The organism is Amycolatopsis sp. cg5 (assembly GCF_041346955.1).
Taxonomy (GTDB): domain Bacteria; phylum Actinomycetota; class Actinomycetes; order Mycobacteriales; family Pseudonocardiaceae; genus Amycolatopsis.
Genome location: NZ_CP166849.1, coordinates 5,823,588 through 5,845,596 on the forward strand (window position 1 = coordinate 5,823,588; position 22,009 = coordinate 5,845,596).

At 67.9% G+C, this 22,009-nt stretch carries 16 protein-coding genes, 1 pseudogene and 1 other annotated feature; of the genes and pseudogenes, 11 read left to right on the forward strand and 6 right to left on the reverse strand.

The genetic code is table 11. The features are described 5' to 3' along the window. Window positions 1-90: 90 nt before the first annotated feature. The 3 genes from AB5J62_RS25750 to AB5J62_RS25760 all read right to left on the reverse strand — a co-directional run bounded on the left by AB5J62_RS25750 (window position 91) and on the right by AB5J62_RS25760 (window position 4,852). Complete coding sequence (locus AB5J62_RS25750) at window positions 91-1,446, reverse strand: IS4 family transposase (RefSeq protein WP_370942506.1); 1,356 nt, start codon at window positions 1,444-1,446, stop codon at window positions 91-93. Window positions 1,447-1,992: 546 nt separating this feature from the next. Beyond that, on the reverse strand, window positions 1,993-2,577 hold the full coding sequence (locus tag AB5J62_RS25755) for an FKBP-type peptidyl-prolyl cis-trans isomerase (protein WP_370942507.1): 585 nt from the start codon (window positions 2,575-2,577) through the stop codon (window positions 1,993-1,995). 10 nt (window positions 2,578-2,587) lie between these two features. Then, window positions 2,588-4,852: an ATP-binding domain-containing protein gene (locus AB5J62_RS25760; protein ID WP_370950336.1), complete on the reverse strand. Its 2,265-nt coding sequence runs from the start codon at window positions 4,850-4,852 to the stop codon at window positions 2,588-2,590. Between the two features lie 177 nt (window positions 4,853-5,029). On the opposite strand from AB5J62_RS25760, the gene AB5J62_RS25765 reads away from it, so the two are divergent. From AB5J62_RS25765 to AB5J62_RS25775, 3 genes and pseudogenes are all read left to right on the forward strand, one after another. Then, a complete protein-coding gene (locus tag AB5J62_RS25765; protein ID WP_370942508.1) occupies window positions 5,030-5,866 on the forward strand; it encodes a peptidoglycan-binding protein in 837 nt (278 codons plus the stop codon). A 367-nt stretch (window positions 5,867-6,233) separates the two neighbouring features. Continuing rightward, window positions 6,234-7,461 (forward strand): annotated as a pseudogene (locus tag AB5J62_RS25770) (IS3 family transposase). Next, window positions 6,512-6,640: a sequence feature (AL1L pseudoknot), on the forward strand. It overlaps the preceding pseudogene by 129 nt. 188 nt (window positions 7,462-7,649) lie before the next feature. Then, window positions 7,650-8,057 (forward strand): transposase domain-containing protein, encoded by a 408-nt coding sequence (locus AB5J62_RS25775; RefSeq protein ID WP_370942509.1) that lies wholly within the window; start codon window positions 7,650-7,652, stop codon window positions 8,055-8,057. A 25-nt stretch (window positions 8,058-8,082) separates the two neighbouring features. On the opposite strand, the gene AB5J62_RS25780 is transcribed toward AB5J62_RS25775, so the two are convergent. Then, window positions 8,083-9,306, reverse strand: coding sequence for an IS256 family transposase (locus AB5J62_RS25780; protein ID WP_370950337.1), 1,224 nt, complete (start codon window positions 9,304-9,306; stop codon window positions 8,083-8,085). Window positions 9,307-9,449: 143 nt separating this feature from the next. Between AB5J62_RS25780 and AB5J62_RS25785 the strand changes: the two genes are divergently transcribed. After that, the gene (locus tag AB5J62_RS25785) at window positions 9,450-10,439 is read left to right on the forward strand and encodes an IS4 family transposase (protein WP_370950338.1); all 990 of its coding nucleotides are present in this window, start codon (window positions 9,450-9,452) and stop codon (window positions 10,437-10,439) included. 49 nt (window positions 10,440-10,488) lie between these two features. On the opposite strand, the gene AB5J62_RS25790 is transcribed toward AB5J62_RS25785, so the two are convergent. Then, window positions 10,489-10,989, reverse strand: a complete 501-nt coding sequence (locus AB5J62_RS25790; protein WP_370942510.1) for a hypothetical protein — start codon at window positions 10,987-10,989, stop codon at window positions 10,489-10,491. Between the two features lie 23 nt (window positions 10,990-11,012). Further along, on the reverse strand, window positions 11,013-11,990 hold the full coding sequence (locus tag AB5J62_RS25795; RefSeq protein WP_370942511.1) for a heme o synthase: 978 nt from the start codon (window positions 11,988-11,990) through the stop codon (window positions 11,013-11,015). A gap of 273 nt (window positions 11,991-12,263) precedes the next feature. On the opposite strand from AB5J62_RS25795, the gene tkt reads away from it, so the two are divergent. From tkt to AB5J62_RS25830, 7 genes are all read left to right on the forward strand, one after another. Beyond that, a complete protein-coding gene (gene tkt, locus AB5J62_RS25800; protein WP_370942512.1) occupies window positions 12,264-14,375 on the forward strand; it encodes a transketolase in 2,112 nt (703 codons plus the stop codon). 30 nt (window positions 14,376-14,405) lie between these two features. Beyond that, a complete protein-coding gene (tal, locus tag AB5J62_RS25805; RefSeq protein WP_370942513.1) occupies window positions 14,406-15,518 on the forward strand; it encodes a transaldolase in 1,113 nt (370 codons plus the stop codon). A gap of 6 nt (window positions 15,519-15,524) precedes the next feature. Then, window positions 15,525-17,198, forward strand: a complete 1,674-nt coding sequence (locus AB5J62_RS25810; protein ID WP_370942514.1) for a glucose-6-phosphate isomerase — start codon at window positions 15,525-15,527, stop codon at window positions 17,196-17,198. An 8-nt stretch (window positions 17,199-17,206) separates the two neighbouring features. After that, on the forward strand, window positions 17,207-18,733 hold the full coding sequence (gene zwf / locus AB5J62_RS25815) for a glucose-6-phosphate dehydrogenase (RefSeq protein ID WP_370942515.1): 1,527 nt from the start codon (window positions 17,207-17,209) through the stop codon (window positions 18,731-18,733). Continuing rightward, entirely contained in the window at window positions 18,730-19,698 is a 969-nt protein-coding gene (opcA, locus tag AB5J62_RS25820) for a glucose-6-phosphate dehydrogenase assembly protein OpcA (protein WP_370942516.1), read from the forward strand. The genes zwf and opcA overlap by 4 nt, the downstream gene beginning before the upstream one ends. Then, window positions 19,695-20,474: a 6-phosphogluconolactonase gene (gene pgl, locus AB5J62_RS25825; protein ID WP_370942517.1), complete on the forward strand. Its 780-nt coding sequence runs from the start codon at window positions 19,695-19,697 to the stop codon at window positions 20,472-20,474. The genes opcA and pgl overlap by 4 nt, the downstream gene beginning before the upstream one ends. A gap of 332 nt (window positions 20,475-20,806) precedes the next feature. Next, window positions 20,807-22,009, forward strand: a complete 1,203-nt coding sequence (locus AB5J62_RS25830; RefSeq protein ID WP_370942518.1) for a sensor histidine kinase — start codon at window positions 20,807-20,809, stop codon at window positions 22,007-22,009.

Here is a 22,009-nt window from a genome sequence, read left to right on the forward strand (position 1 = left end):
ACACCCCGTGCATAGCTGCGCAGGTCTCCCCGAGCTGGTGAAACCCTGGGTCGTGAGTGTTTAGACCGGTTAGAACCCAATGCCGGGTAGTTAGGGCGTGGGGTGTGGTGTCAAGACGGTGGTTGTGTAGGTGACTTTTTGTGATGGTGGTGTTCCCGGGCGTTTGGATGGGAATGGTGAGGTGGGTCGTTTCCGTGCTCGGGGGCATTGCCGTGACCTGTGGTGTTGTGGGTTGAGTCTGCGGGTTGCTCGGTGTGTAGCGTGTGTGTGGCGGTGGTCGGGGGTGGCTCCGCGGTGGCTGATGATGCTGTCGGTGATGGTGGTCAGCGCGAGGGTGAAGGACACGCGGTTGATGTCGACGTCGGCGGTGTCGGCGCTGTCCTGGGCGAAGCGCCGTAGCAGTTGGTAGGTGGTCAGGTAGGCGTAGACCTCTTGCTCGATCCCGGTGTGGGTGCGTGAGCGCAGGACCCGTCCGGGGCCTTTTTGCAGCACTTTCCAGGAGTAGAAGGCGCGTTCGATGTCCCAGCGGCGCAGGTAGAGGTCGATCAGGTCCGCGGCGGGTGCGGCGTGGTGGTCGAGGATGGTGGTGATCAGCTGGTAGTGCTCGTGGCGGGTGTTGCCGTCGGCGGTGGTGATGGTGATCATCGCGGTGATCACGCGCACCGGCCGTGGGTCCGGCTGGTGGCGGTAATGCTTGCGGTTCGGGAACCGGGACAGGTAGGAGCCGTCGGGGCATGTCTGGTCGCTAGGCAGGTTGGCGTTGGATGTGGCGCGCCACAACAGGTCCGCTCCGGTCGTGGCCGCGGCGTGCCAGAGCGGCCATGTGTAGAAGTTGCGGTCGCCCAGCAGCAGGACGCCGGGGGTGAGTTTGTCCAGCAACCGTGTGGCGAGGGTGGTTTCCCCGTTCGCGGTGCTGGAGAACACAGCGCCGAGGAACGCGCGGGTGCCGCATTCCACCAGGCCCAGCAGCTGAAGTTTGCGGTAGCCGGACGGGCCGGCTTTCCCGCCCGCGAGCCCGAACAGGCGGGCGTTGTCCTCGGTGTCGGGCACGTCCAGAGTGGTGCCGTCCCAGGCGAGCAGCCGCCAGCCCCGGTACCAGGCCCGAGCGTCGGCGCGGGTGGCGACCGGGCCGCAGGCCCAGTCCCACAACGCTCGCAGCGGCGCCACCCCGAGGCGGGCACGCGCTGCCCGCAGCGCCGCGGCACCCGGCGACCGGACCGCGATGTCCAGTCCCGAGGTCATCGTGTCGAACACTCCGCCGTATCCCCGGCCGGGAAACAACGTCAGCGCCAGCACGAAATACACCACCACACGGGCGGGCAGCAACCGCACCCGCCGCTGGGTTCGGCGGGTCTGGGCAAGAATCTCATCGATGACCTGCGGCGGAACGTAATCGGTCAACGCACCCAGATGCCCAGGTGCGAACGCGGACACGGTGTCGGGCATGGCAGAATGGGCACAGCGGCTCCTGGCGAAGAGCGGATCTTGGTCGATTTCTCTTCTACCAGGAGCCGCGCCCATCACAACCTTGACACCACCACCCCAGCCCTAACTACCCGGCATTGGGTTCTAACCGGCGAAAACACTCACGACCCCCACGATGACCCCGGCCAGCCGTGAGCGAGTGGAACCTTTGCTGCGTCAGATGCAGCAAAGGTTCCACTCGCCCGCCACTTGTGGTCGCTGCGCCAGGCGGGATGGCGTGAACGCCTCGTTCACGTCGTTGAACGTTGTGATCGGGGCGTTCACGTCGTCTCGCTGGTGAACTACGCCCGATTTCGTGTCCACAATGGACGCCAGACGCGAAATGTGGTCCGCTATGTCCTTTTCGTGCGGTTTTGCTGGAGTCTGAGACGTGATGAAGGGGGCCCGTGTCACGCTCAGCGTTACAAGGGTGGCCTTTGTGTGGTTCAGCCGCGCCCGAGCGCAAGACGCCACATTTGGCCTTCCGCTCAATAGAACCGGCCTGAACACTCACGACCCCGGCGAGCGTCAGGGTGCGGTGGGGTCGCCGACCTTGACCGCGTCGACGACGAAGACCAGCGTCTCGTTCGGCTGGATGCCCTGGCCGCCTTCGCCGTAGCCGAGGTCGGGCGGGATCACCAGGAGCTGGCGGGTGCCCTGCTTGATGCCGACGAGGCCCTGGTCCCAGCCCTTGATGACGCGGCCGCCGCCGAGCGTCAGCTTGAACGTGTCGCCGCGGTCGAAGGAGCTGTCCAGCTTCTTCTTGTCGGACCAGGTGACGAGCGAGTAGTTCATCTCCAGCTCGCTGCCGTTCTTGGCGGCGGGACCGTCACCCTTGGACAGGTCGACCGCCAGCAGCTTCTTGGGCGGGTCGCAGTTGTCGGGGATGGTGATCTTCGGCGCTTCGCCGAACTTGCCGGTCGTCTTGATGTCGTCCGCCGTGCACTCCCGGCCCTTGCTCGCGGTCTGCCCGCCGGCGGGCACGCCGACGCTGGGCGGGGCGGGGGTCTTCGTGGGCGTGGACTGGGCGGCCACGTCCTGGCCCTTGTCGCCGCAGGCGGCGAGGGCCAGGACGCCCGCGACGGCGACCGTGATCTTGGCGAATGTGCGCATACCGCGCAGATTAACCGAGCGTTTGTAATGCCGACACAAGATCACCTGTCTGTACCACGCCGAGTCGCCGGGTCGCCCTGGTCAGGGCCACGTAGAGGTCGTTGAGACCCCTCGGCGACTCGGCGACGACCTCGTCCGGCGACAGCACGACGACCGAGTCGAACTCGAGCCCCTTGGCCGTGTCGACGGTCAGCACCGAGACGCGCTCGTCGACGGCGGCCAACGCCGCACGCACGTCCGCGAGCCTGCCAGCCGGGCTCAGCACGGCGACCGTTCCGCCGTCCACAGCGGACAGTTCTTTGTCCACAAGCGACGGAAGTTCGGTCAGCATCTCCTTGGGAGACAAGCGCTTCAGCCACGGCGGAACCCCGGTCTCCCGCACCGAGACCGGCGCTTCGAGGTCCGGGTCGACTTCGGCGAGCACGTCGGCGGCCACCGCCATGATCTCGGCGGGCGTGCGGTAGTTGACGGTCAGCTCCTCCAGCCGCCATCGGTCCTCGACGTACGGCGAGAGCACCTCGCCCCACGACCGCGCGCCGCCGGGCGCGCCGGTCTGCGCGACGTCGCCGACCAGTGTCATCGACCGGTTCGGGGTGCGGCGCATCAGCAGCCGCCAGTCCATCGAGGACAGTTCCTGCGCCTCGTCGATGATCACGTGCCCGAACGTCCAGGTCCGGTCGAGCGCCGCGCGCTGCGCCGCGGTCAGCTGGCTGCGGCGTTCCTGGCGCTCGGCGAACAGCTCGGCGTCGAGGACGTCGCTGACCCGCAGCAGTTCCTCGTCGATGATCTCCTCGTCCTGTTCCAGGATGTCGAGCACGCCCTCGGCGTACGCACGGTCCTCGCGCTCGCGGCGGGCTTCCTCGGCGCGCGCCTCGGTGTCGTCCTCGCCGATCAGCTCGGCGAGTTCGTCGAGCAGCGGGACGTCGGCGGGCGTCCACGTCGCGTCGCGGCCGCTCTCCAGGTGCGCGCGATCGGCTTCGCTGAGAAGTTTCCCGGCCGCGCTGCGCAACCGTTCGCGGTCGGCGAACAGGTCGTCGAGCAGGCTTTCCGGGGTCAGCTCCGGCCACAGCGAGTCCAGCGCGGCGGCGACACCGCGGTCGGCGGACAGCTCCGCGCGCATGTCCTCGATGTCACGCGGGTCGAGCAGATCGGCGCCGAGTTTGCGCGCGGCCTGCCTGGTCAGCGCGTCGAGCAGCTCGGACCGGAAGATGCGCCGCGCCTGGTTGTGCGGACGGCGCGAACGGCGGGCCCTGGCGCGCGCGTCGGACGCGGTCTTGCGGTCGAGGCGCAGGATGTCGCGCTCGTACTCGAGCTCCAGCACCGGTTCGGGCACGCGCTGGCGGTCCTTGACGGCGTTGGCCAGCACTTCGGCCATCACGAGCCGCCCCTTGACCTCGGCGGCCTCGCGGGTGTCGACGCCGGTGGCCTCGACACCCGGGTACAGCTGGCCGACCGTGGCGAGCAGCACGCCCGTCTCACCGAGCGACGGGAGCACCTGGCCGATGTAGCGCAGGAACGTGCTGTTCGGCCCGACGACCAGCACGCCGCGCGTGGTGAGCTGCTGACGGAAGGTGTAGAGCAGGTAGGCCGCGCGGTGCAGCGCGACCGCGGTCTTGCCGGTGCCGGGGCCACCCTGGACGACCATGACGCCGTTGAGGCCCGAGCGGATGATGCGGTCCTGCTCGGCCTGGATGGTCGCGACGATGTCGCTCATCTCGCCGGTGCGCTTGCGTTCGAGCGCGGCGAGCAGCGCCGCCTCCCCCGCCAGCCCGAGGTCCTGGCCCTGGTCCGCGGCGTGGAGGTCGAGGATCTCGTCGTCGAACCCGGTGACCTTGCGGCTCAGCGAGCGGATGTGACGGCGTCGCCGCACGCCTTCCGGCGAGGCGGCGGTCGCCAGGTAGAACGGCCGCGCGACCGGCGCGCGCCAGTCGATCAGCAGCGGCCGGTAGTCGTCGTCCTCGTCGAACAGGCCGAGCCGCCCGATGTAGGCGGTCTCCTCCTCGCTCTCCGGCGTGAAATCCAGCCTGCCGAAGACCAGCCCTTGCTCGACCGACCCGAGCTGGGCCAGCCTGTCGCTGTACAGGGTCGTCGCGACGTCACGCTCCGTGCGCGCCTGCGGTGTGCCGCCGGTCAGCTGGAGCGTCTCGGTCAACCTGCGCTGCGCGGTCTTCCGCTCGGCGTCGAGCTTGTCGTACACCGTGGAGACGTAAGCCTGTTCGCGGGCGATTTCTTCGGTTCTGTCTAGTTCCCGTTCCGGGGACACGGACAACTGCAGCCCACTTTCGAGGTCGGGGGTACGAAGCACCAGGAAGGATCAACGACTCGTGCCGCCGCGGAATTCCCCGGCGGCGGCAGATCCCATGATCCCACGACGGCTGTTTTGTACGGAGCTTGTATCGCCCGTGGTCACGCTGAGCCGAACGTACCAACGTCGAACAAGGAGTGACCGAACATGAAGGTATGGCCGAAACTACTGGTGAAGGTCGGCCTGCTGACCGCGACGGCGGCGACCTCGTTCGCGGTGGCCGCCCCGCTGCAGGCCGTGGCACTGCCCGCGGTGAACATGGAGGCGGTGCTGAAGGCCGCCCAGATCGACCCCCGCCGCGCCGATAGCGCCATCACCCCGGGCGCCAAGGACAGCGTCCTCGCCGTCGAGCAGGCACTGAACGCGAAGGGCCTGCTGGCCGCGCAGTACGTCGACGGTCACTTCGGCACCACGACCATCACGGCCTACTCCCAGTACCAGAAGTCCTTGGGCTACACCGGGATCGACGCCTCCGGCTTCCCCGGCAAGACCTCGCTGGAGAAGCTCGGCACCTCGCGCTACACGGTCACCAACCCGGTCAGCGCGGGCGCGCGGGTGACCTACCACGGCGAGACCTTGAACACCCGCACCAAGGCGATGCTCGTCGAGGCGGAGCGCCTGCTCGGCTTCCAGGTCACCCTCTCGCAGGGCTCCTACAACCCGGGCGGCGTCGGCGCTTCGGCGGGCACCCACGACGGCGGCGGCGCGATGGACATCGCCGCGGCCAGCATGAGCGGCACCACCAGGACGAACGTCGTCCGCACCCTGCGCAAGGTCGGCTTCGCCGCCTGGCTGCGCACGCCGGACCAGGCCGACTGGGGTTACCACATCCACGCGATCGCGCTGGCCGACCCGGACCAGTCCTCGGGCGCCCAGCACCAGTCGGGTGACTACTACCTGGGCATGAACGGCCTCGCGGGCCGCGACCCCGACGACGGCCCGGCCGTCACCAAGGTCACCTGGGAGGAGTACCAGCGCGCCTGAGCCCTCGGGGGTCGTGAGTGTTCCGGCCGGTTCTAACCGGCAGGGTAGTTGAGGCTTGGCTTGCGTTGTCACATCGACGCGTGGGCACGCGAAACCCGAGTTTGGGCCATCCACTGGCCCAAACTCGGGTTTCGCGACGGTCGGGCCACCGTCAACGGCCGGGCGCCGACTTGACCAACCGGCCCGATCCTTAACTACCCGGCATTGGGGTGGCTGTGTGGGAAATGCTCCGTTGAACGACGCAAACGGCACTCATCCAGGTACGAGAGCCAGGCATGAGGGCTCCCTCACCCACGCCCCTGACACGAGCGAGGCTGAACCGCCCCGGGTTTGATGGAGGCTCCATCGTGTGAGTGAGGATGGAGTTATGGCCCGGTCTTCGAGGCATCCGCGTGAGGTGCGTGAGCGCGCGGTTGCGCTGGTGTTTGAGCAGGTAGAGCAGTATTCGTCGCAGTGGGAGGCGATCACGTCGATCGCAGCGAAGGTCGGGGTGTCGGCGGAGAGCCTGCGCCGGTGGGTGCGGCAGGCTGAGACCGATCAGGGGGCGCGGTCGGGTGTGACGACCGAGGAGGAGCAGCGGATCCGGGAGTTGGAGCGGGAGAATCGTGAGTTGCGGCGGGCGAACGAGATTCTGAAGGCGGCGTCGGCTTTCTTCGCGAGGGAGCTCGACCCTCGACCGCCACGCTCGTAACGTTCATCACGGAATATAGGGACCGGTTCGGAGTCGAGCCGATCTGTGCCGTGCTGACCGAGTTCGGGATCAAGATCGCTCCGTCCACTTATTATGCCGCCCTCTCTCGCCCGGTATCGGCGAGGGAAGTTCGCGACGAGGAACTGAAAAAGGAAATCCGACGTGTGTATGACGATAATTATCGGGTGTATGGTGCCCGGAAAATATGGTGGCAGCTGAACCGTGAGGGCGTCGCCGTCGGGCGGGGCCGGGTGGAGCGGCTCATGCGCGCGCTGGGCCTGGCCGGCGCGGTCCGGGGAAGACGGTGCGCACGACGGTGTCCGATCCTGATGGTGTCCGCGCCGCGGACCTGGTGAGACGCCAGTTCGCCGCCGGTGCGCCGAATCGGTTGTGGGTAGCGGACTTCACCTACGTCGCGACCTGGGCGGGCGCGGTCTACGTCGCGTTCGCCATTGACGTGTTCTCCCGCAAGATCGTCGGCTGGCGCGTGAGTATGTCCAAGGAAACCGATCTGGTGCTCGACGCTATCGAGCAGGGGTTGCGGCATAGGGACTACCGGTGGAGCGAGGGGCAAGAAAAGTTGATTCACCATTCCGACGCCGGAAGTCAATATACTTCTTTCCGGTTCACGCAGCATCTTATCGATTCGGGTATCGACGCGTCGATCGGCACAGTTGGCGACGCTCTGGACAACGCACTCGCGGAATCTGCCATCGGTCTTTATAAAACCGAGTTGATTAAACCGAACGGGCCGTGGCACAATAAACAAGAAGTCGACGTCGCCACCGCAGCGTGGGTCGAGTGGTACAACAACCAGCGACTCCATGGAGCGTGCGGCGGCCGACCACCCGTCGAGTTCGAGACCCTGTACGAGTCAGGTGACCTGATCAGCCTGGTCGCCTGACCCCAACAACGAGTCTCTACCGAACCCGGGGCGGTTCAGGCAGCCGAAGAAGGGGGTCGTGAGTGTTTTCGCCGGTTAGAACCCAATGCCGGGTAGTTAGGGCTGGGGTGGTGGTGTCAAGGTTGTGATGGGCGCGGCTCCTGGTAGAAGAGAAATCGACCAAGATCCGCTCTTCGCCAGGAGCCGCTGTGCCCGATTCTGCCATGCCCGACACCGTGTCCGCGTTCGCACCTGGGCATCTGGGTGCGTTGACCGATTACGTTCCGCCGCAGGTCATCGATGAGATTCTTGCCCAGACCCGCCGAACCCAGCGGCGGGTGCGGTTGCTGCCCGCCCGTGTGGTGGTGTATTTCGTGCTGGCGCTGACGTTGTTTCCCGGCCGGGGATACGGCGGAGTGTTCGACACGATGACCTCGGGACTGGACATCGCGGTCCGGTCGCCGGGTGCCGCGGCGCTGCGGGCAGCGCGTGCCCGCCTCGGGGTGGCGCCGCTGCGAGCGTTGTGGGACTGGGCCTGCGGCCCGGTCGCCACCCGCGCCGACGCTCGGGCCTGGTACCGGGGCTGGCGGTGGGGCCCTGTCATGATTTCCGTGTAAGCCACGGATGATTTCTTCTCTGATTCTAGTGGAGTGGCAGGCGGTCGGGGAAGAGTGCGGCGAGCGTGTTTAGTGCTTGTTTCCAGCCTCGGGTGCCGGTTCCTGATGGTCCGCCTCGGTTGCTGGTGATGTTGCGGAGTCCGAGGTAGAGCAGTTTTGTCGCGGCGGTGTCGCTGTCGAAATGGCCGCGGTTCTTGGTGATTTTCCGGAGCTGGAAGTTGATGTTCTCGATCAGGTTTGTTGTGTAGACGATTCTGCGGAGTTCGGGTGGATAGTCGAGGAATGGGGTGAAGTCGTTCCAGGCGTGTCGCCAGACCTGGATCGCGGCGGGGTATTGTATGCCGAAGTCTTTATCGAACTGAGTGAGTGCGATCTCGGCCGCCTCGAGTGTCGGCGCGGTGTAGATGTCCCGCATGGCGGCGGCGACTTTCTTCCGATCGCCATAGGAAATGAACCGCATGGCGTTGCGGATCACGTGCACGACGCAGGTTTGGACTACGGTGTCGGGAAACGCGCCGCGGATCGCGTCGGGCAGCCCGGTCAGGCCGTCGCAGCAGGCGATCAGGATGTCTTTCACGCCACGGTTGCGCAGGTCGGTGACGACCTTGGCCCAGAACTTCGCCGCTTCGGTGTCGGCGATCCAGAGCCCGAGGGCGTGTTTGCGGCCTTCCATGTCCACGCCGATGGCCAGGTAGGCGACCTTGGAGGTGACCACGCCCTTGTCCTTGACCCGCAGTCGCAGGCCGTCGACATAGAGAATCGGGTACATCTCGTCCAAAGGCCGAGATTGCCACAACGCGATCTCGTCGGTCACCACGTCGGTCACATTGGAGATCAATTCTCGCGACACGTTCACGCCATATACTTCACGTAAATGAGATTCGATATCCCGGGTGGTCATGCCACGCGAATACAGCGACAGGATCGCCTCGTCGATATTACCCAGCCTGCGTGCACGTTTCGGCACGATCGCCGGCTCGAACGAACCGTTCCGGTCACGCGGCACCGCCAGCTCGACCGGACCATTCGAAGTCGACACGGTTTTTGGAGACCTGCCATTCCGGGAATTCCCGGAACCGTTCCCGGCGGGGTCTCCTTTCTCATAGCCAAGATGATGGGTCATCTCGGCGTCCAGCGCCCTTTCGAGCACCGCCTTGGTCATCTGATTTAGCAATTCTTGGGCGCCCAGCGCGCCGCCATTCTCGTACGCGTCTTTCACCAACGCGTCCAGCGTTTCTGGCGGTAGCACGCGCGCGAGCGCTTCGCCGGCTGCGGAGCCCGGATCCCGGTCAGGTGTGTCCTCGGTCACAGGTGGAGCCTTTCTGGGTCGCGGTCAGCGACCCGATCCTGGTCCATCCGTGGCTTACACGGTTGTCATGACACGACCGGCGGCTGCTCGCCTGGGACGGCACCACTCTGGACGTGCCCGACACCGAGGACAACGCCCGCCTGTTCGGGCTCGCGGGCGGGAAAGCCGGCCCGTCCGGCTACCGCAAACTTCAGCTGCTGGGCCTGGTGGAATGCGGCACCCGCGCGTTCCTCGGCGCTGTGTTCTCCAGCACCGCGAACGGGGAAACCACCCTCGCCACACGGTTGCTGGACAAACTCACCCCCGGCGTCCTGCTGCTGGGCGACCGCAACTTCTACACATGGCCGCTCTGGCACGCCGCGGCCACGACCGGAGCGGACCTGTTGTGGCGCGCCACATCCAACGCCAACCTGCCTAGCGACCAGACATGCCCCGACGGCTCCTACCTGTCCCGGTTCCCGAACCGCAAGCATTACCGCCACCAGCCGGACCCACGGCCGGTGCGCGTGATCACCGCGATGATCACCATCACCACCGCCGACGGCAACACCCGCCACGAGCACTACCAGCTGATCACCACCATCCTCGACCACCACGCCGCACCCGCCGCGGACCTGATCGACCTCTACCTGCGCCGCTGGGACATCGAACGCGCCTTCTACTCCTGGAAAGTGCTGCAAAAAGGCCCCGGACGGGTCCTGCGCTCACGCACCCACACCGGGATCGAGCAAGAGGTCTACGCCTACCTGACCACCTACCAACTGCTACGGCGCTTCGCCCAGGACAGCGCCGACACCGCCGACGTCGACATCAACCGCGTGTCCTTCACCCTCGCGCTGACCACCATCACCGACAGCATCATCAGCCACCGCGGAGCCACCCCCGACCACCGCCACACACACGCTACACACCGAGCAACCCGCAGACTCAACCCACAACACCACAGGTCACGGCAATGCCCCCGAGCACGGAAACGACCCACCTCACCATTCCCATCCAAACGCCCGGGAACACCACCATCACAAAAAGTCACCTACACAACCACCGTCTTGACACCACACCCCACGCCCTAACTACCCGGCATTGGGTTAGAACCGGCCGCACCACTCACGACCTCTTTGCTCAGTGACGGTAGGCGGCGCTTTCGCGGGATTCCGGCGTCGCGAAGTGCGGGCTCGAAACCCGGTAGATGTCGCCGACCCCGAGCTTGCCCGAGCAGTAGTACTCGCCGGACGTGACATACACGACGGTGTACGAATCGGGCTGCCAGAACTCACGGATGTCCGAATCGCTGCCCGGCAGTTCCACCATCGCCACGCCACGCGCGTCCAGCTCAGCCGCGAGCTCCACATAGGACATCGGCCCGCCCAAACGGCCGTATCGCTCTTGGATGATCGGGTTCACGCAGTCGTCGTCCACGCTCAGCCGATGCGCCTGCACCGAGAAGTGCGCACCTCTCCACGCCCGAGATCCCGCCGGGCGTTCCCAGTGGAACTCGACCAGACCATGGTCGACGAAGCCGGTCTTCCGCCACTCGTTCACAAAGCCTTCGCCGAACAGCGCGTCGACCTGCTCGCGGCTCCAGAACAGGTCCGCTCCGAGCACGGTCCCCGTCTGGACCACGTCGGCGTAGAACGCGACCCGACTCAGAACGGCAGGCCCAGCACCGGCAGTCCGATGGCCGAGTCGACGGCCAGCGCCACGAACACGATCATCAGGTACGTGTTCGACCGGTGGAACAGCGACATCGGCTTGTAGGTCTCGCCGCGCTTCACCGACGCGTACAGCGAGTGCGCGTAGAAGAGGAACCAGCCGCCCGCGACCAAGGCGAACGACGTGTACAGCCATGAGGTCGCCGGGGCGAGCAGGAGCGTCCACGCCACCATCACCCAGGAGTAGATGACGATCTGCTTGGCGACGTGCTCGGCGGTCGCGACGACCGGGAGCATCGGGACGCCGGCGCGCTCGTAGTCCTCGCGGTACTTCATCGCCAGCGCCCAGGTGTGCGGCGGGGTCCAGAAGAAGATCACGCCGAACATGACGAACGCGGGCCACTGGACGGTCTCGGTCACCGCGGCCCAGCCGATCACGACCGGCATGCAGCCCGCCGCGCCGCCCCAGACGACGTTCTGTGACGTACGGCGCTTGAGGACCAGGGTGTAGACGAAGATGTAGAACAGGATCGTCGCGATGGCGAGGATCGCCGAGAGCAGGTTCACCGTGAAATAGAGCACGGCGAACGAGGCGACGCCCATGGCCAAGCCGAAGATCAGCGCGCCGCGGCGGGGCACCGAGTCGCGGACCAGCGGCCTGCGCTTGGTGCGGTTCATCACCTTGTCGATGTCGGCGTCGATGACGCAGTTCAGCGCGTTGGCGCTGCCCGCGGCCATCGTGCCGCCGACCAGGGTGGCGAGCACCAGCCACGGCGACGGGATCTCGCGCCCGGCCAGGAACATCGCCGGGATGGTCGTGACGAGCAGGAGCTCGATGACGCGGGGCTTGGCAAGTGCGGCGTACGCGCCGACCACCTGGCGGATGGTTCGCCGGCCAGCGTGCGGTCGTTCGCCCGTTGGATGCACGGCGCTGGTTTCACCGCGTCCGTGCGCGGCGTTCACCAACGACATTTCACTCCCTGCGTCAGATGACGGGCCGTTGCCTCGTGGTGGATCCGCAAGGCCCGGATCGATGTTAGACGTGGTGATCGCACGGCGTTGCTTGGGGTACTGCGTCGTCCCGGGTCCGCGCGTGTCGGCGACGACTCCTCCGGGTAGCCCAACCACTAGGCTGACCGTGAACGGTGCGCGCAGATCATGCGTACTACTCACAGCAGGAATATCGTCCCATCGGGATCGATTGAGATATGTAGTACCGACCAGATGACGGGGAGTTCGAGTTCAGTGTCCGAAACCGCCTCTACCAGCGAGAACAACCCACTCCTGCGGCGTAACACGCCCGCCGACTGGACCGCGACGGACACCAGGGCCGTCGACACGGCCCGTGTTCTCGCCGCGGACGCCGTCGAGAACTGCGGTAGCGGGCACCCCGGCACGGCGATGAGCCTCGCGCCGCTGGCCTACACCCTCTTCCAGCGCACGATGCGTCACGACCCCGCCGACCCGGAGTGGGCGGGCCGCGACCGCTTCGTCCTCTCCGCGGGCCACAGCAGCCTGACCCTCTACATCGAGCTGTACCTGGCCGGGTTCGGCCTGGAGCTCGATGACCTGAAGTCGCTGCGCAAGTGGGGTTCGCTGACCCCGGGCCACCCCGAGTACCACCACACCAAGGGTGTCGAGACCACCACCGGCCCGCTGGGCCAGGGCTTGGCCAACGCGGTCGGCATGGCGATGGCCGCCCGTCGTGAGCGTGGCCTGTTCGACCCGGACGCCGCCGCCGGCGAGAGTGTTTTCGACCACCATGTCTACGTCATCGCCTCCGACGGCGACATCGAAGAGGGCGTCACCGCCGAGGCCTCCTCGATCGCGGGCCGCCAGGAGCTCGGGAACCTGATCGTCTTCTGGGACGACAACAAGATCTCGATCGAGGACGACACGAACATCGCGTTGTCCGAGGACGTCGTCAAGCGCTACGAGGCGTACGGCTGGCACACCCAGATCGTCGAAGGCGGCGAGGACGTCGTCGCGATCGAGGCCGCCATCGCCGCCGCGAAGGCCGAGACGGGCCGCCCGTCGTTCATCGCGCTGAAGACCGTCATCGGCTACCCGGCGCCGACGAAGATGAACACCGGCAAGGCGCACGGCGCCGCGCTGGGCGCCGAAGAGGTCGCCGGCGTGAAGAAGGTCCTCGGCTTCGACCCGGAGCGGGACTTCCAGGTCGACGACGAGGTCATCGCGCACACCCGCCAGGCGCTCGACCGCGGCAAGGTCGCGCACGCGCAGTGGCAGGAGCGCTTCGACGCGTGGGCCGCCGCGAACCCCGAGCGCAAGGCGCTGTTCGAGCGTCTGTCCACCCGTTCGCTGCCCGAGGGCTGGGCCGCGAACCTGCCGAGCTGGGACGTCGACCCCAAGGGCGTCGCCACCCGCAAGGCCTCCGGTGAGGTGCTGAACTCGCTCGCCGACGTGCTGCCCGAGCTGTGGGGCGGTTCCGCTGACCTGGCGGAGAGCAACAACACCACCATGAAGGGCGCCGACTCGTTCGGCCCGCCGTCGGCCACCACCGACATGTGGAAGACCAGCCCGTACGGCCGGACGCTGCACTTCGGCATCCGCGAGCACGCGATGGGCTCGATCCTCAACGGCATCGCGCTGCACGGTGGCACCCGCCCCTACGGCGCGACGTTCCTCATCTTCTCCGACTACATGCGCCCGCCGGTCCGGCTCGCCGCGCTGATGGGCCTGCCCGCGATCTACGTGTGGACGCACGACTCGATCGGGCTCGGCGAGGACGGCCCGACGCACCAGCCGGTCGAGCAGCTCACCGCGCTGCGCGCGATCCCGGGTCTCAACATCGTCCGCCCGGCGGACGCCAACGAGACCGCGTACGCGTGGAAGGCCGTCATCGAGGACGTCAAGCACCCGTCCGGCATCGCGCTGACCCGTCAGAACGTGCCGGTGCTCGAAGGCACCAGCGCGGAAGGCGTGGCCAAGGGTGGCTATGTGCTGGCCGACGTGGACGACTCTGTGGGCACGCCCGATGTGATCCTCATCGCGACCGGTTCCGAGGTTCAGCTGGCCGTCGCGGCGAAGAAGGCGCTCGCCGAGGAAGGCGTCCAGGCCCGCGTCGTCTCCATGCCCTGCCAGGAATGGTTCGACGCGCAGGACGCCGAGTACCGCGAGTCGGTCATCCCGGCCGCGGTGAAGGCCCGCGTCTCCGTCGAGGCGGGTGTCGCCCAGTCGTGGCACCGCTTCACGGGTGACACAGGTGCCAATGTTTCGCTGGAGCACTTTGGCGCGTCAGCTGACGCTGGCACGCTGTTCCGTGAGTTCGGTTTCACTCCGGAGAACGTGGCCGACGCCGCGCGCCGCTCCATCGCCAAAGCCAAGAACGCCTGACAAAGCACATCCGAAGGGGATGACACAGTCATGAGCAACGACAAGCTCGCGCAGCTGTCCGAGGCCGGTGTCTCGATCTGGCTCGACGACCTGTCGCGGGAGCGGCTCGACTCGGGCAACCTCGCCGCGCTCGTGCGCGACAAGCACGTCGTCGGCGTCACCACGAACCCGACGATCTTCGCGAACGCGCTGGCCAAGGGCGACGCCTACGACGCGCAGGTCCGTGAGCTCGCCGCGCGTGACGCGAGCCTCGACGCGGTGGTCCGCGAGCTGACCACCACCGACGTGCGCAACGCCGCCGACCTGTTCCGCGACGTGTACACCGCCTCGAACGGCGTCGACGGCCGCGTGTCCATCGAGGTGGACCCGCGCCTGGCCAAGGACGCCGAGAAGACCGCGGCCGAGGCGCAGGACCTGTGGAAGACCGTCGACCGGCCGAACGTGCTGATCAAGATCCCGGCCACCGAAGAGGGCCTGCCCGCGATCACCCGCACGCTCGCCGAGGGCATCAGCGTCAACGTCACGCTGATCTTCTCGGTCGAGCGCTACCAGGCGGTCATCGAGGCGTTCTTCGCCGGCTTGGAGCAGGCGAAGGCGAACGGCCACGACCTGCGCGGCATCCACTCGGTCGCCTCGTTCTTCGTGTCCCGTGTGGACAGCGAGATCGACAAGCGGCTCAAGGAGATCGGCACCGACGAGGCCACCGCGCTGCTGGGTGAGGCGGCCATCGCCAACGCGCGGCTCGCCTACGCGGCCTTCGAGGAGCTCTTCGCGAGCGACCGCTGGAAGGCGCTCGCGGCCGAAGGCGCCAACGCGCAGCGTCCGCTGTGGGCCTCGACCGGCGTCAAGGACCCGAGCTACTCGCCGACCCGCTACGTCGACCAGCTCGTCGTCGCCGACACGGTCAACACCATGCCGGAGAAGACCCTCGACGCGGTCGCCGAGCAGGCCGAGATCGCGGGCGACGCGGTCACCGGCAAGGGCGCGGAAGCGCAGGCGATCTTCGACAAGCTCGCCGCGGCGGGCATCGACATCCCTGACGTCTTCAAGGTTCTGGAGACCGAGGGCGTCGAGAAGTTCGAGAAGTCCTGGGAAGAGCTTCTGGAGTCCGTGACCGGCCAGCTCGACAAGGCGAAGGGCTGATCGCCAGTGGCCTCAGAAGCACTCGGCGTCGAAATCGTCGACGCCGCTTTGGCCGAAAAGGCCGCGCCACTGGCGGAGAAGCTGGTCGCCGACCAGGTCGCTTCGAAGCTGACGGCGCAGGACCCGACGCTGTGGGGACCGGACGCCGAGTCCGAGTCGGCGATCAGGCTGTCGTGGACGACGCTGCACAAGTCGTCGCGGCCGCTGATCGGCGAGATCGCGGCGCTGCGCGCGGAACTGCACGCCGAGGGCGTCGACCGGGTCGTGCTCGCGGGCATGGGCGGCTCGTCGCTCGCGCCCGAGGTGATCACCGGCACCGACGACGTCGCGCTGACCGTGCTCGACACCACCGACCCGGGCCAGGTCGCCGACGCGCTCGCCGGTGACCTGTCGCGGACGGTGCTCGTCGTGTCGTCGAAGTCCGGCGGCACGGTCGAGACCGACAGCCACCGCCGGATCTTCGCGAAGGCGTTCGCCGCGTCGGGCATCGACGCGGCGCGGCGCATCGTGGTCGTCACCGACCCCGGCTCGCCGTTCTCGAAGCTGGCCGAGGAAGAGGGCTACCGCAAGACCTTCCTGGCCGACCCGAACGTCGGTGGCCGTTACTCGGCGCTGACCGCTTTCGGCCTGGTGCCTTCGGGTCTGGCGGGCGCGGACATCGCGCGCCTGCTCGACCAGGCGGCCGCCGCCGCGGACGTGCTCGGCGCGGACTCGGCTGACAACCCGGCCGTTCAGCTGGCCGCGGCGCTTGGCGCGGCGCACGCGGAAGGGGCCGAGAAGGTCGTCTTCGCGGACACCGGTTCCGGCATCAAGGGTTTCGGTGACTGGGCCGAGCAGCTGATCGCGGAGTCGACCGGCAAGCTCGGCACCGGCCTGCTGCCGGTCGTCGTGGAGGACACCGGCGCTCCCGGGTTCGCCGACGCCAAGTCCGACGCGACCCCGGTCGCCGTCGGCACGGCGGCCGGTGCGGCCAAGATCTCGGTCACCGGTCCGCTCGGCGGGCAGTTCCTGCTGTGGGAGTACGCGACGGCGATCGCCGGGCGCCTGCTCGGGATCAACCCGTTCGACCAGCCGGACGTCGAGGCCGCGAAGAAGGCCGCGCGTGCGCTGCTGGACAACCCCGAGGCGCTCACGGGCGGCGAGGAAGCGTCCAATGTGGACGGTACCGTGCAGATCTTCGGCTCAGGATTCAACACAGCGGCGCAAAGCGCCTCCGTTGAGGGTGGTGGTGGGCGACGGGAGGGGGTTGCCACCGAAGGAAAGCTCGCCGACGTGCTGCGCGCGTTCATCGGGTCGGCGCCGGAGAACGGCTACGTCTCGGTGCAGGCCTACCTCGACCGTCTCGACGACGCGTCGGCGTCGATCCTGCGTGCCGAGGTCGCGAAGCGTTCGGGCCTGCAGACGACTTTCGGCTGGGGACCGCGGTTCCTGCACTCCACCGGGCAGTACCACAAGGGCGGGCACCAGAACGGTGTCTTCCTGCAGCTGACCGGCGCGGTCGAGAACGACCTCGAGGTGCCGGACCGGCCGTACACCCTCGGCGTGCTGCAGCACGCGCAGGCGCTCGGTGACGGGCAGGTGCTCGCCGAGCACGGCCGTCCCGTGCTGCGGCTGCACCTGACCGACCGGGCCGCGGGGCTCGCGGAACTGGTCCGTGCCCTACAGGAGGTCGGCTCTTGAATCCCAGCGTGACCGAGTGGGACAACCCGCTACGGGATCCCCGCGACAAGCGGCTGCCGCGGATCGCCGGGCCGTCGAGCCTGGTGATCTTCGGTGTGACGGGCGACCTCGCGCGCAAGAAGCTGATGCCCGCGATCTACGACCTCGCGCACCGTGGCCTGCTGCCCGCCGGCTTCTCGCTGGTCGGCTTCGCCCGCCGGGACTGGGAGCACCAGGACTTCGGCGAGCTCGTGCACGACTCGGTGAAGGAGCACGCGCGGACGCCGTTCAAGGAGTCGGTGTGGAACCGGCTCGCCGAGGGCATCCGGTTCGTGCAGGGCACCTTCGACGACGATGACGCCTTCGACCGGCTCGCGCAGACGGTCAAGGACCTCAACACCGAGCGCGGCACCGGCGGCAACACGGCGTTCTACCTGTCGATCCCGCCGGGCGCGTTCCCGGTGGTCGTCAAGCAGCTCGCCCGCTCCGGCCTCGCGCACGCGGACGAGCAGACCTGGCGCCGCGTGGTCATCGAGAAGCCGTTCGGGCACGACCTGGACAGCGCGAAAGAGCTCAACGCGATCGTCAACGAGGTGTTCCCCGAGGAGTCGGTGTTCCGCATCGACCACTACCTCGGCAAGGAGACCGTGCAGAACATCCTGGCGCTGCGGTTCGCGAACCAGCTGTTCGAGCCGATCTGGAACGCCAACTACGTCGACCACGTGCAGATCACCATGGCCGAGGACATCGGTCTCGGCGGCCGTGCGGGGTACTACGACGGCATCGGCGCGGCGCGCGACGTCATCCAGAACCACCTGTTGCAGCTGCTCGCGTTCACCGCGATGGAGGAGCCGCTTTCGTTCGAGCCCAAGTCCTTGCGCTCGGAGAAGGTCAAAGTCCTCGCGGCGACCAAGCCGATGGAGCCGCTGAGCGACTACACCGCGCGCGGGCAGTACACCGGCGGCTGGCAGGGCGGCAAGAAGGTGCCCGGCCTGCTGCAGGAAGAGGGCTTCGCGAAGGACTCGAAGACCGAGACGTTCGCGGCCGTGGCGCTGGAAGTGCAGAACCGCCGCTGGGCGGGTGTGCCGTTCTACCTGCGCACCGGCAAGCGGCTCGGCCGCCGTGTCACCGAGATCGCGGTCGTGTTCAAGCGCGCGCCGCACCTGCCGTTCGACTCGACCTCGACCGAGGAGCTCGGGCAGAACGCGCTGGTCATCCGCGTGCAGCCGGACGAGGGCATCACGCTGCGGTTCGGCTCGAAGGTGCCCGGCACGACCATGGAGGTCCGTGACGTCACGATGGACTTCGGGTACGGCCACGCGTTCACCGAGTCCTCGCCGGAGGCGTACGAGCGGCTGATCCTGGACGTGCTGCTCGGCGTGCCGTCGCTGTTCCCGGTCAACGAAGAGGTCGAGCTGTCCTGGGACATCCTCGACCCGATCCTGGAGCACTGGGCGACCGAAGGCGCACCCGAGCCCTATCCCCCAGGCTCGTGGGGGCCGCCGTCGGCCGACGAGATGCTCGAACGCAGCGGCCACACCTGGAGGCGTCCGTGATCATCGACCTGCCATCCACCACGACCTCGCAGGTCAACTCCAAGCTCGTCGAACTGCGTGAGCGTGGCGGCGCCGTCGCGCTCGGCCGGGTGCTGACCCTGGTCATCGCCGCGGACGACGACGACAAGCTCGAAGAGGCGATCGAGGCGGCCAACGAGGCCAGCCGCGAGCACCCGTCGCGGGTGATCGTGGTGGCCAAGGGCTCGAAGACGGCCGCGCCGCGCATCGACGGCCAGATCCGGGTCGGCGGCGACGCCGGCGCGAGCGAGGTCATCGTCCTGCGGCTCTACGGGCCGCTGGCGAACCAGGGCCAGAGCGCGGTCGTGCCGCTGCTGCTGCCCGACGCGCCGATCGTCACGTGGTGGCCGGGTGAGGGTCCGAAGGCTCCGGCCGAGGACCCGCTCGGTCAGCTGGCGCAGCGCCGGATCACCGACTCGGCCGCCGAGAAGAACCCAGTCAAGGCGCTGACCACGCGGGCGAAGTCCTACGTCGAGGGCGACACCGACCTCGCGTGGACCCGGCTGACCAACTGGCGCGCCCAGCTCGTCTCGGCGCTGGACCTGCCGCCGTACGAGAAGGTCGTGGGCGCGACGGTGACCGGCGAGGCCGACTCGCCGTCGACCGAACTGCTCGCAGGCTGGCTCGCGGAGTACCTGAACGCGCCGGTCAAGCGCGTGAAGAGCTCCAGCGCGCAGGGCATCATCTCGGTGACGCTGGACCGCGAGTCCGGCCCGGTCGAGCTGCACCGCCCCGACGGCCGGGTCGGCACGCTGACCCAGCCGGGCCAGCCGACGCGCCGGATCTCGCTGGCGCGGCGCAACAACCAGGACTGTCTCATCGAGGAGCTGCGGCGGCTCGACCCGGACGAGGTGTACGAGGCGTCGCTGCACGGGCTGAACAAGATCGGCGGCCCGGTCGCCAAGCCCGCGAAGGCCGCGCCGAAGAAGAAGGTGGCGGCCAAATGAGCAAGACCGAGGTCGTCGTCTACAGCAACGGCGAGCTGCTCGCCGCGGCGGTCGCCGCCCGGCTGGTGACCAGGCTCGTCGACGTCCAGGCCGCCAAGGGCTCGGCGTCGCTGGTGCTCACCGGCGGCGGCACGGGTATCGCGGTGCTGCGGGAGCTGCGTGATTCCCGTGCCCGCGACGCCGTGGACTGGTCGAAGCTCGACATCTACTGGGGCGACGAGCGGTTCGTCGCCTCGGGCAGCGACGAGCGCAACGAGAAGCAGGCCCGCGAGGCACTGCTCGACCACGTGCCGCTCGACCCGGCCAGGGTGCACGCGGTCGAGGCGTCCGACGGCAAGTTCGGCGACGACCCCGACGCGGCGGCCGCGGCCTACGCCGAGGTGCTGGCCCGCAACGCGCGGCCGGAGGACCACTTCGACGTGCCGACGTTCGACATCACCCTGCTCGGGCTCGGCGGCGAGGGCCACACGGCCTCGGTGTTCCCCGAGTCCCCCGCGGTGTACGAGACCGAGCGGACGGCGGTGGCGGTCCGCAACTGCCCAAAGCCGCCGCCCACCCGGGTCTCGCTCACCCTGCCCGCGCTCCGCCGCTCCCAGGAGATCTGGCTGATGACCGCCGGCGCCGAGAAGGCCGACGCGGTCGCGCTCGCGCTGGCGGGCGCCGGCGAGATCCAGATCCCGGTCTCGGGAGCCCGTGGCCAGCGCCGCACCCTGTGGCTGCTGGACCGCGCGGCGGCGGGCAAGCTCACCAAGGTCTACCGCCCGCCCCTGTCCTGACCAGAGCTTGGCGACCCCGGGGTCGTGAGCGTTGCGGGCGGTTAGAACCGCCCGGAACGCTCACGACCCCTTTTGACGCGCGAGTAGGGTATGACCTGCGTCACTTAAGTGACCGGACGGTCGGTCATTCGGGCGCGAACAATGCATCGAATCGTGTAACCCACATGGACTACCGGATGCAGGTCAGGCCTCGATTTGCCAACTCTGGGTGAAACTAACCGCCCCCTCACACTTTCTCGTTAGCATCCGCACATTTGTTCGCGGATGCGCGTCCCATACGGCCTCCAAGCACCTCTCATCACCAAGTCCACAAGACGAGTGAGGTCCAAGCGATGAGCACTGAGGGACTCTCCATCCCCGGCATCTCGGTCGGTGGCCCCGGCGCGGGGGTCACCGACCGAGTGAAGAGCAAGCTCGCGACCGACAGGCCGGCGCTGCTGCGCAGGCCCGCCGTGCTCGCGCTGACCGTCGACGTGGTGTCGATCATGTTCGCCGTGCTCGATGTGTGGCTGGTCATCCCCGTCAAGGCGCAGCCGTACTCGATCTACCTCTCCGGCGCCGCCTGCCTGGCGCTGGCGCTACGCCGCTGGTTCCCGTTCGCCACCCTCCTCCTGACCGTCCCCGGTTTCCTGGCGGGCTGGTCGCAGCTCGCCGCGATGATCGCGCTGGGCATGCTGGCCACGCGCAAGCAGACGCACTGGCAGACCTGGGTCGGCGCCGGCCTCGTCTGGATGTGCCGGTTCGTGCAGTGGCCGCTCGAAGACTTCGCCAAGCTCAGCTGGCGTGAGCACGTGCTCGACGGCATCTACGGCGTGCTCGTCGCGGGCATGCCGGTCGCGATCGGGCTCCTCATCGGCGCCCGGACCGAGCTGTCGAAGAAACTCGCCGAACTCGCGGCCAGCCGCGACCGTGAACACCGGCTGCACGCCGACGCCGTCCGCGCCGAGGAACGGGCCCGCCTCGCCCGCGAGATGCACGACGTCGTGTCCCACCAGATCACCCTGATCGCGATGCAGGCGGGCGCGCTGCAGGCGCAGTCCAGCGAGCCCGGCTCGCTGGCGACGGCGCAAGTCATCCGAGATCTGAGCAAGAGCACACTCGAGGAGCTCCGCTCACTCGTCGGCGTTCTCCGTTCGGGTTCGGACGACGACGGCCCGCGCTACGGCATCGAGGAGCTCGACCGCCTGATCCGCGCTTCGGACGTGTCCGTGCACCTCACGGTCGAGCAGGTCCCGGAGACCCTGCCGAGGCAGATCTCGGCGGCCGCCTACCGGACCGTGCAGGAATGTCTCACCAACGTCCACAAGCACGCGCCCGGCGCGACCGCCACCATCCGCATCCAAGGCGGCCACGACGCGCTCAAGGTCGAGGTCCGCAATGCCCGCTCGGCCGAGATCGGCGGCGACTTCCCCTCGGGCGGTCACGGCCTGACCGGCTTGGCCGAGCGCGCCAGGCTGCTCGGCGGCAGCTTCGAAACCTGCGACACCGAGGACGGCGGCTTCCGAGTCAGGGCCCGATACCCACTCGCCCGCTGA

What these genes read in the sequence shown, in the direction of transcription:
- AB5J62_RS25795 (WP_370942511.1), bottom strand. Translation starts at nt 11,990, where the DNA reads ATGTCGTTGGTGAACGCCGCGCACGGACGCGGTGAAACCAGCGCCGTG.
- pgl (WP_370942517.1), top strand. Translation starts at nt 19,695, where the DNA reads ATGAGCAAGACCGAGGTCGTCGTCTACAGCAACGGCGAGCTGCTCGCC.
- tal (WP_370942513.1), top strand. Translation starts at nt 14,406, where the DNA reads ATGAGCAACGACAAGCTCGCGCAGCTGTCCGAGGCCGGTGTCTCGATC.
- AB5J62_RS25750 (WP_370942506.1), bottom strand. Translation starts at nt 1,446, where the DNA reads ATGCCCGACACCGTGTCCGCGTTCGCACCTGGGCATCTGGGTGCGTTG.
- AB5J62_RS25755 (WP_370942507.1), bottom strand. Translation starts at nt 2,577, where the DNA reads ATGCGCACATTCGCCAAGATCACGGTCGCCGTCGCGGGCGTCCTGGCC.
- AB5J62_RS25765 (WP_370942508.1), top strand. Translation starts at nt 5,030, where the DNA reads ATGAAGGTATGGCCGAAACTACTGGTGAAGGTCGGCCTGCTGACCGCG.
- AB5J62_RS25830 (WP_370942518.1), top strand. Translation starts at nt 20,807, where the DNA reads ATGAGCACTGAGGGACTCTCCATCCCCGGCATCTCGGTCGGTGGCCCC.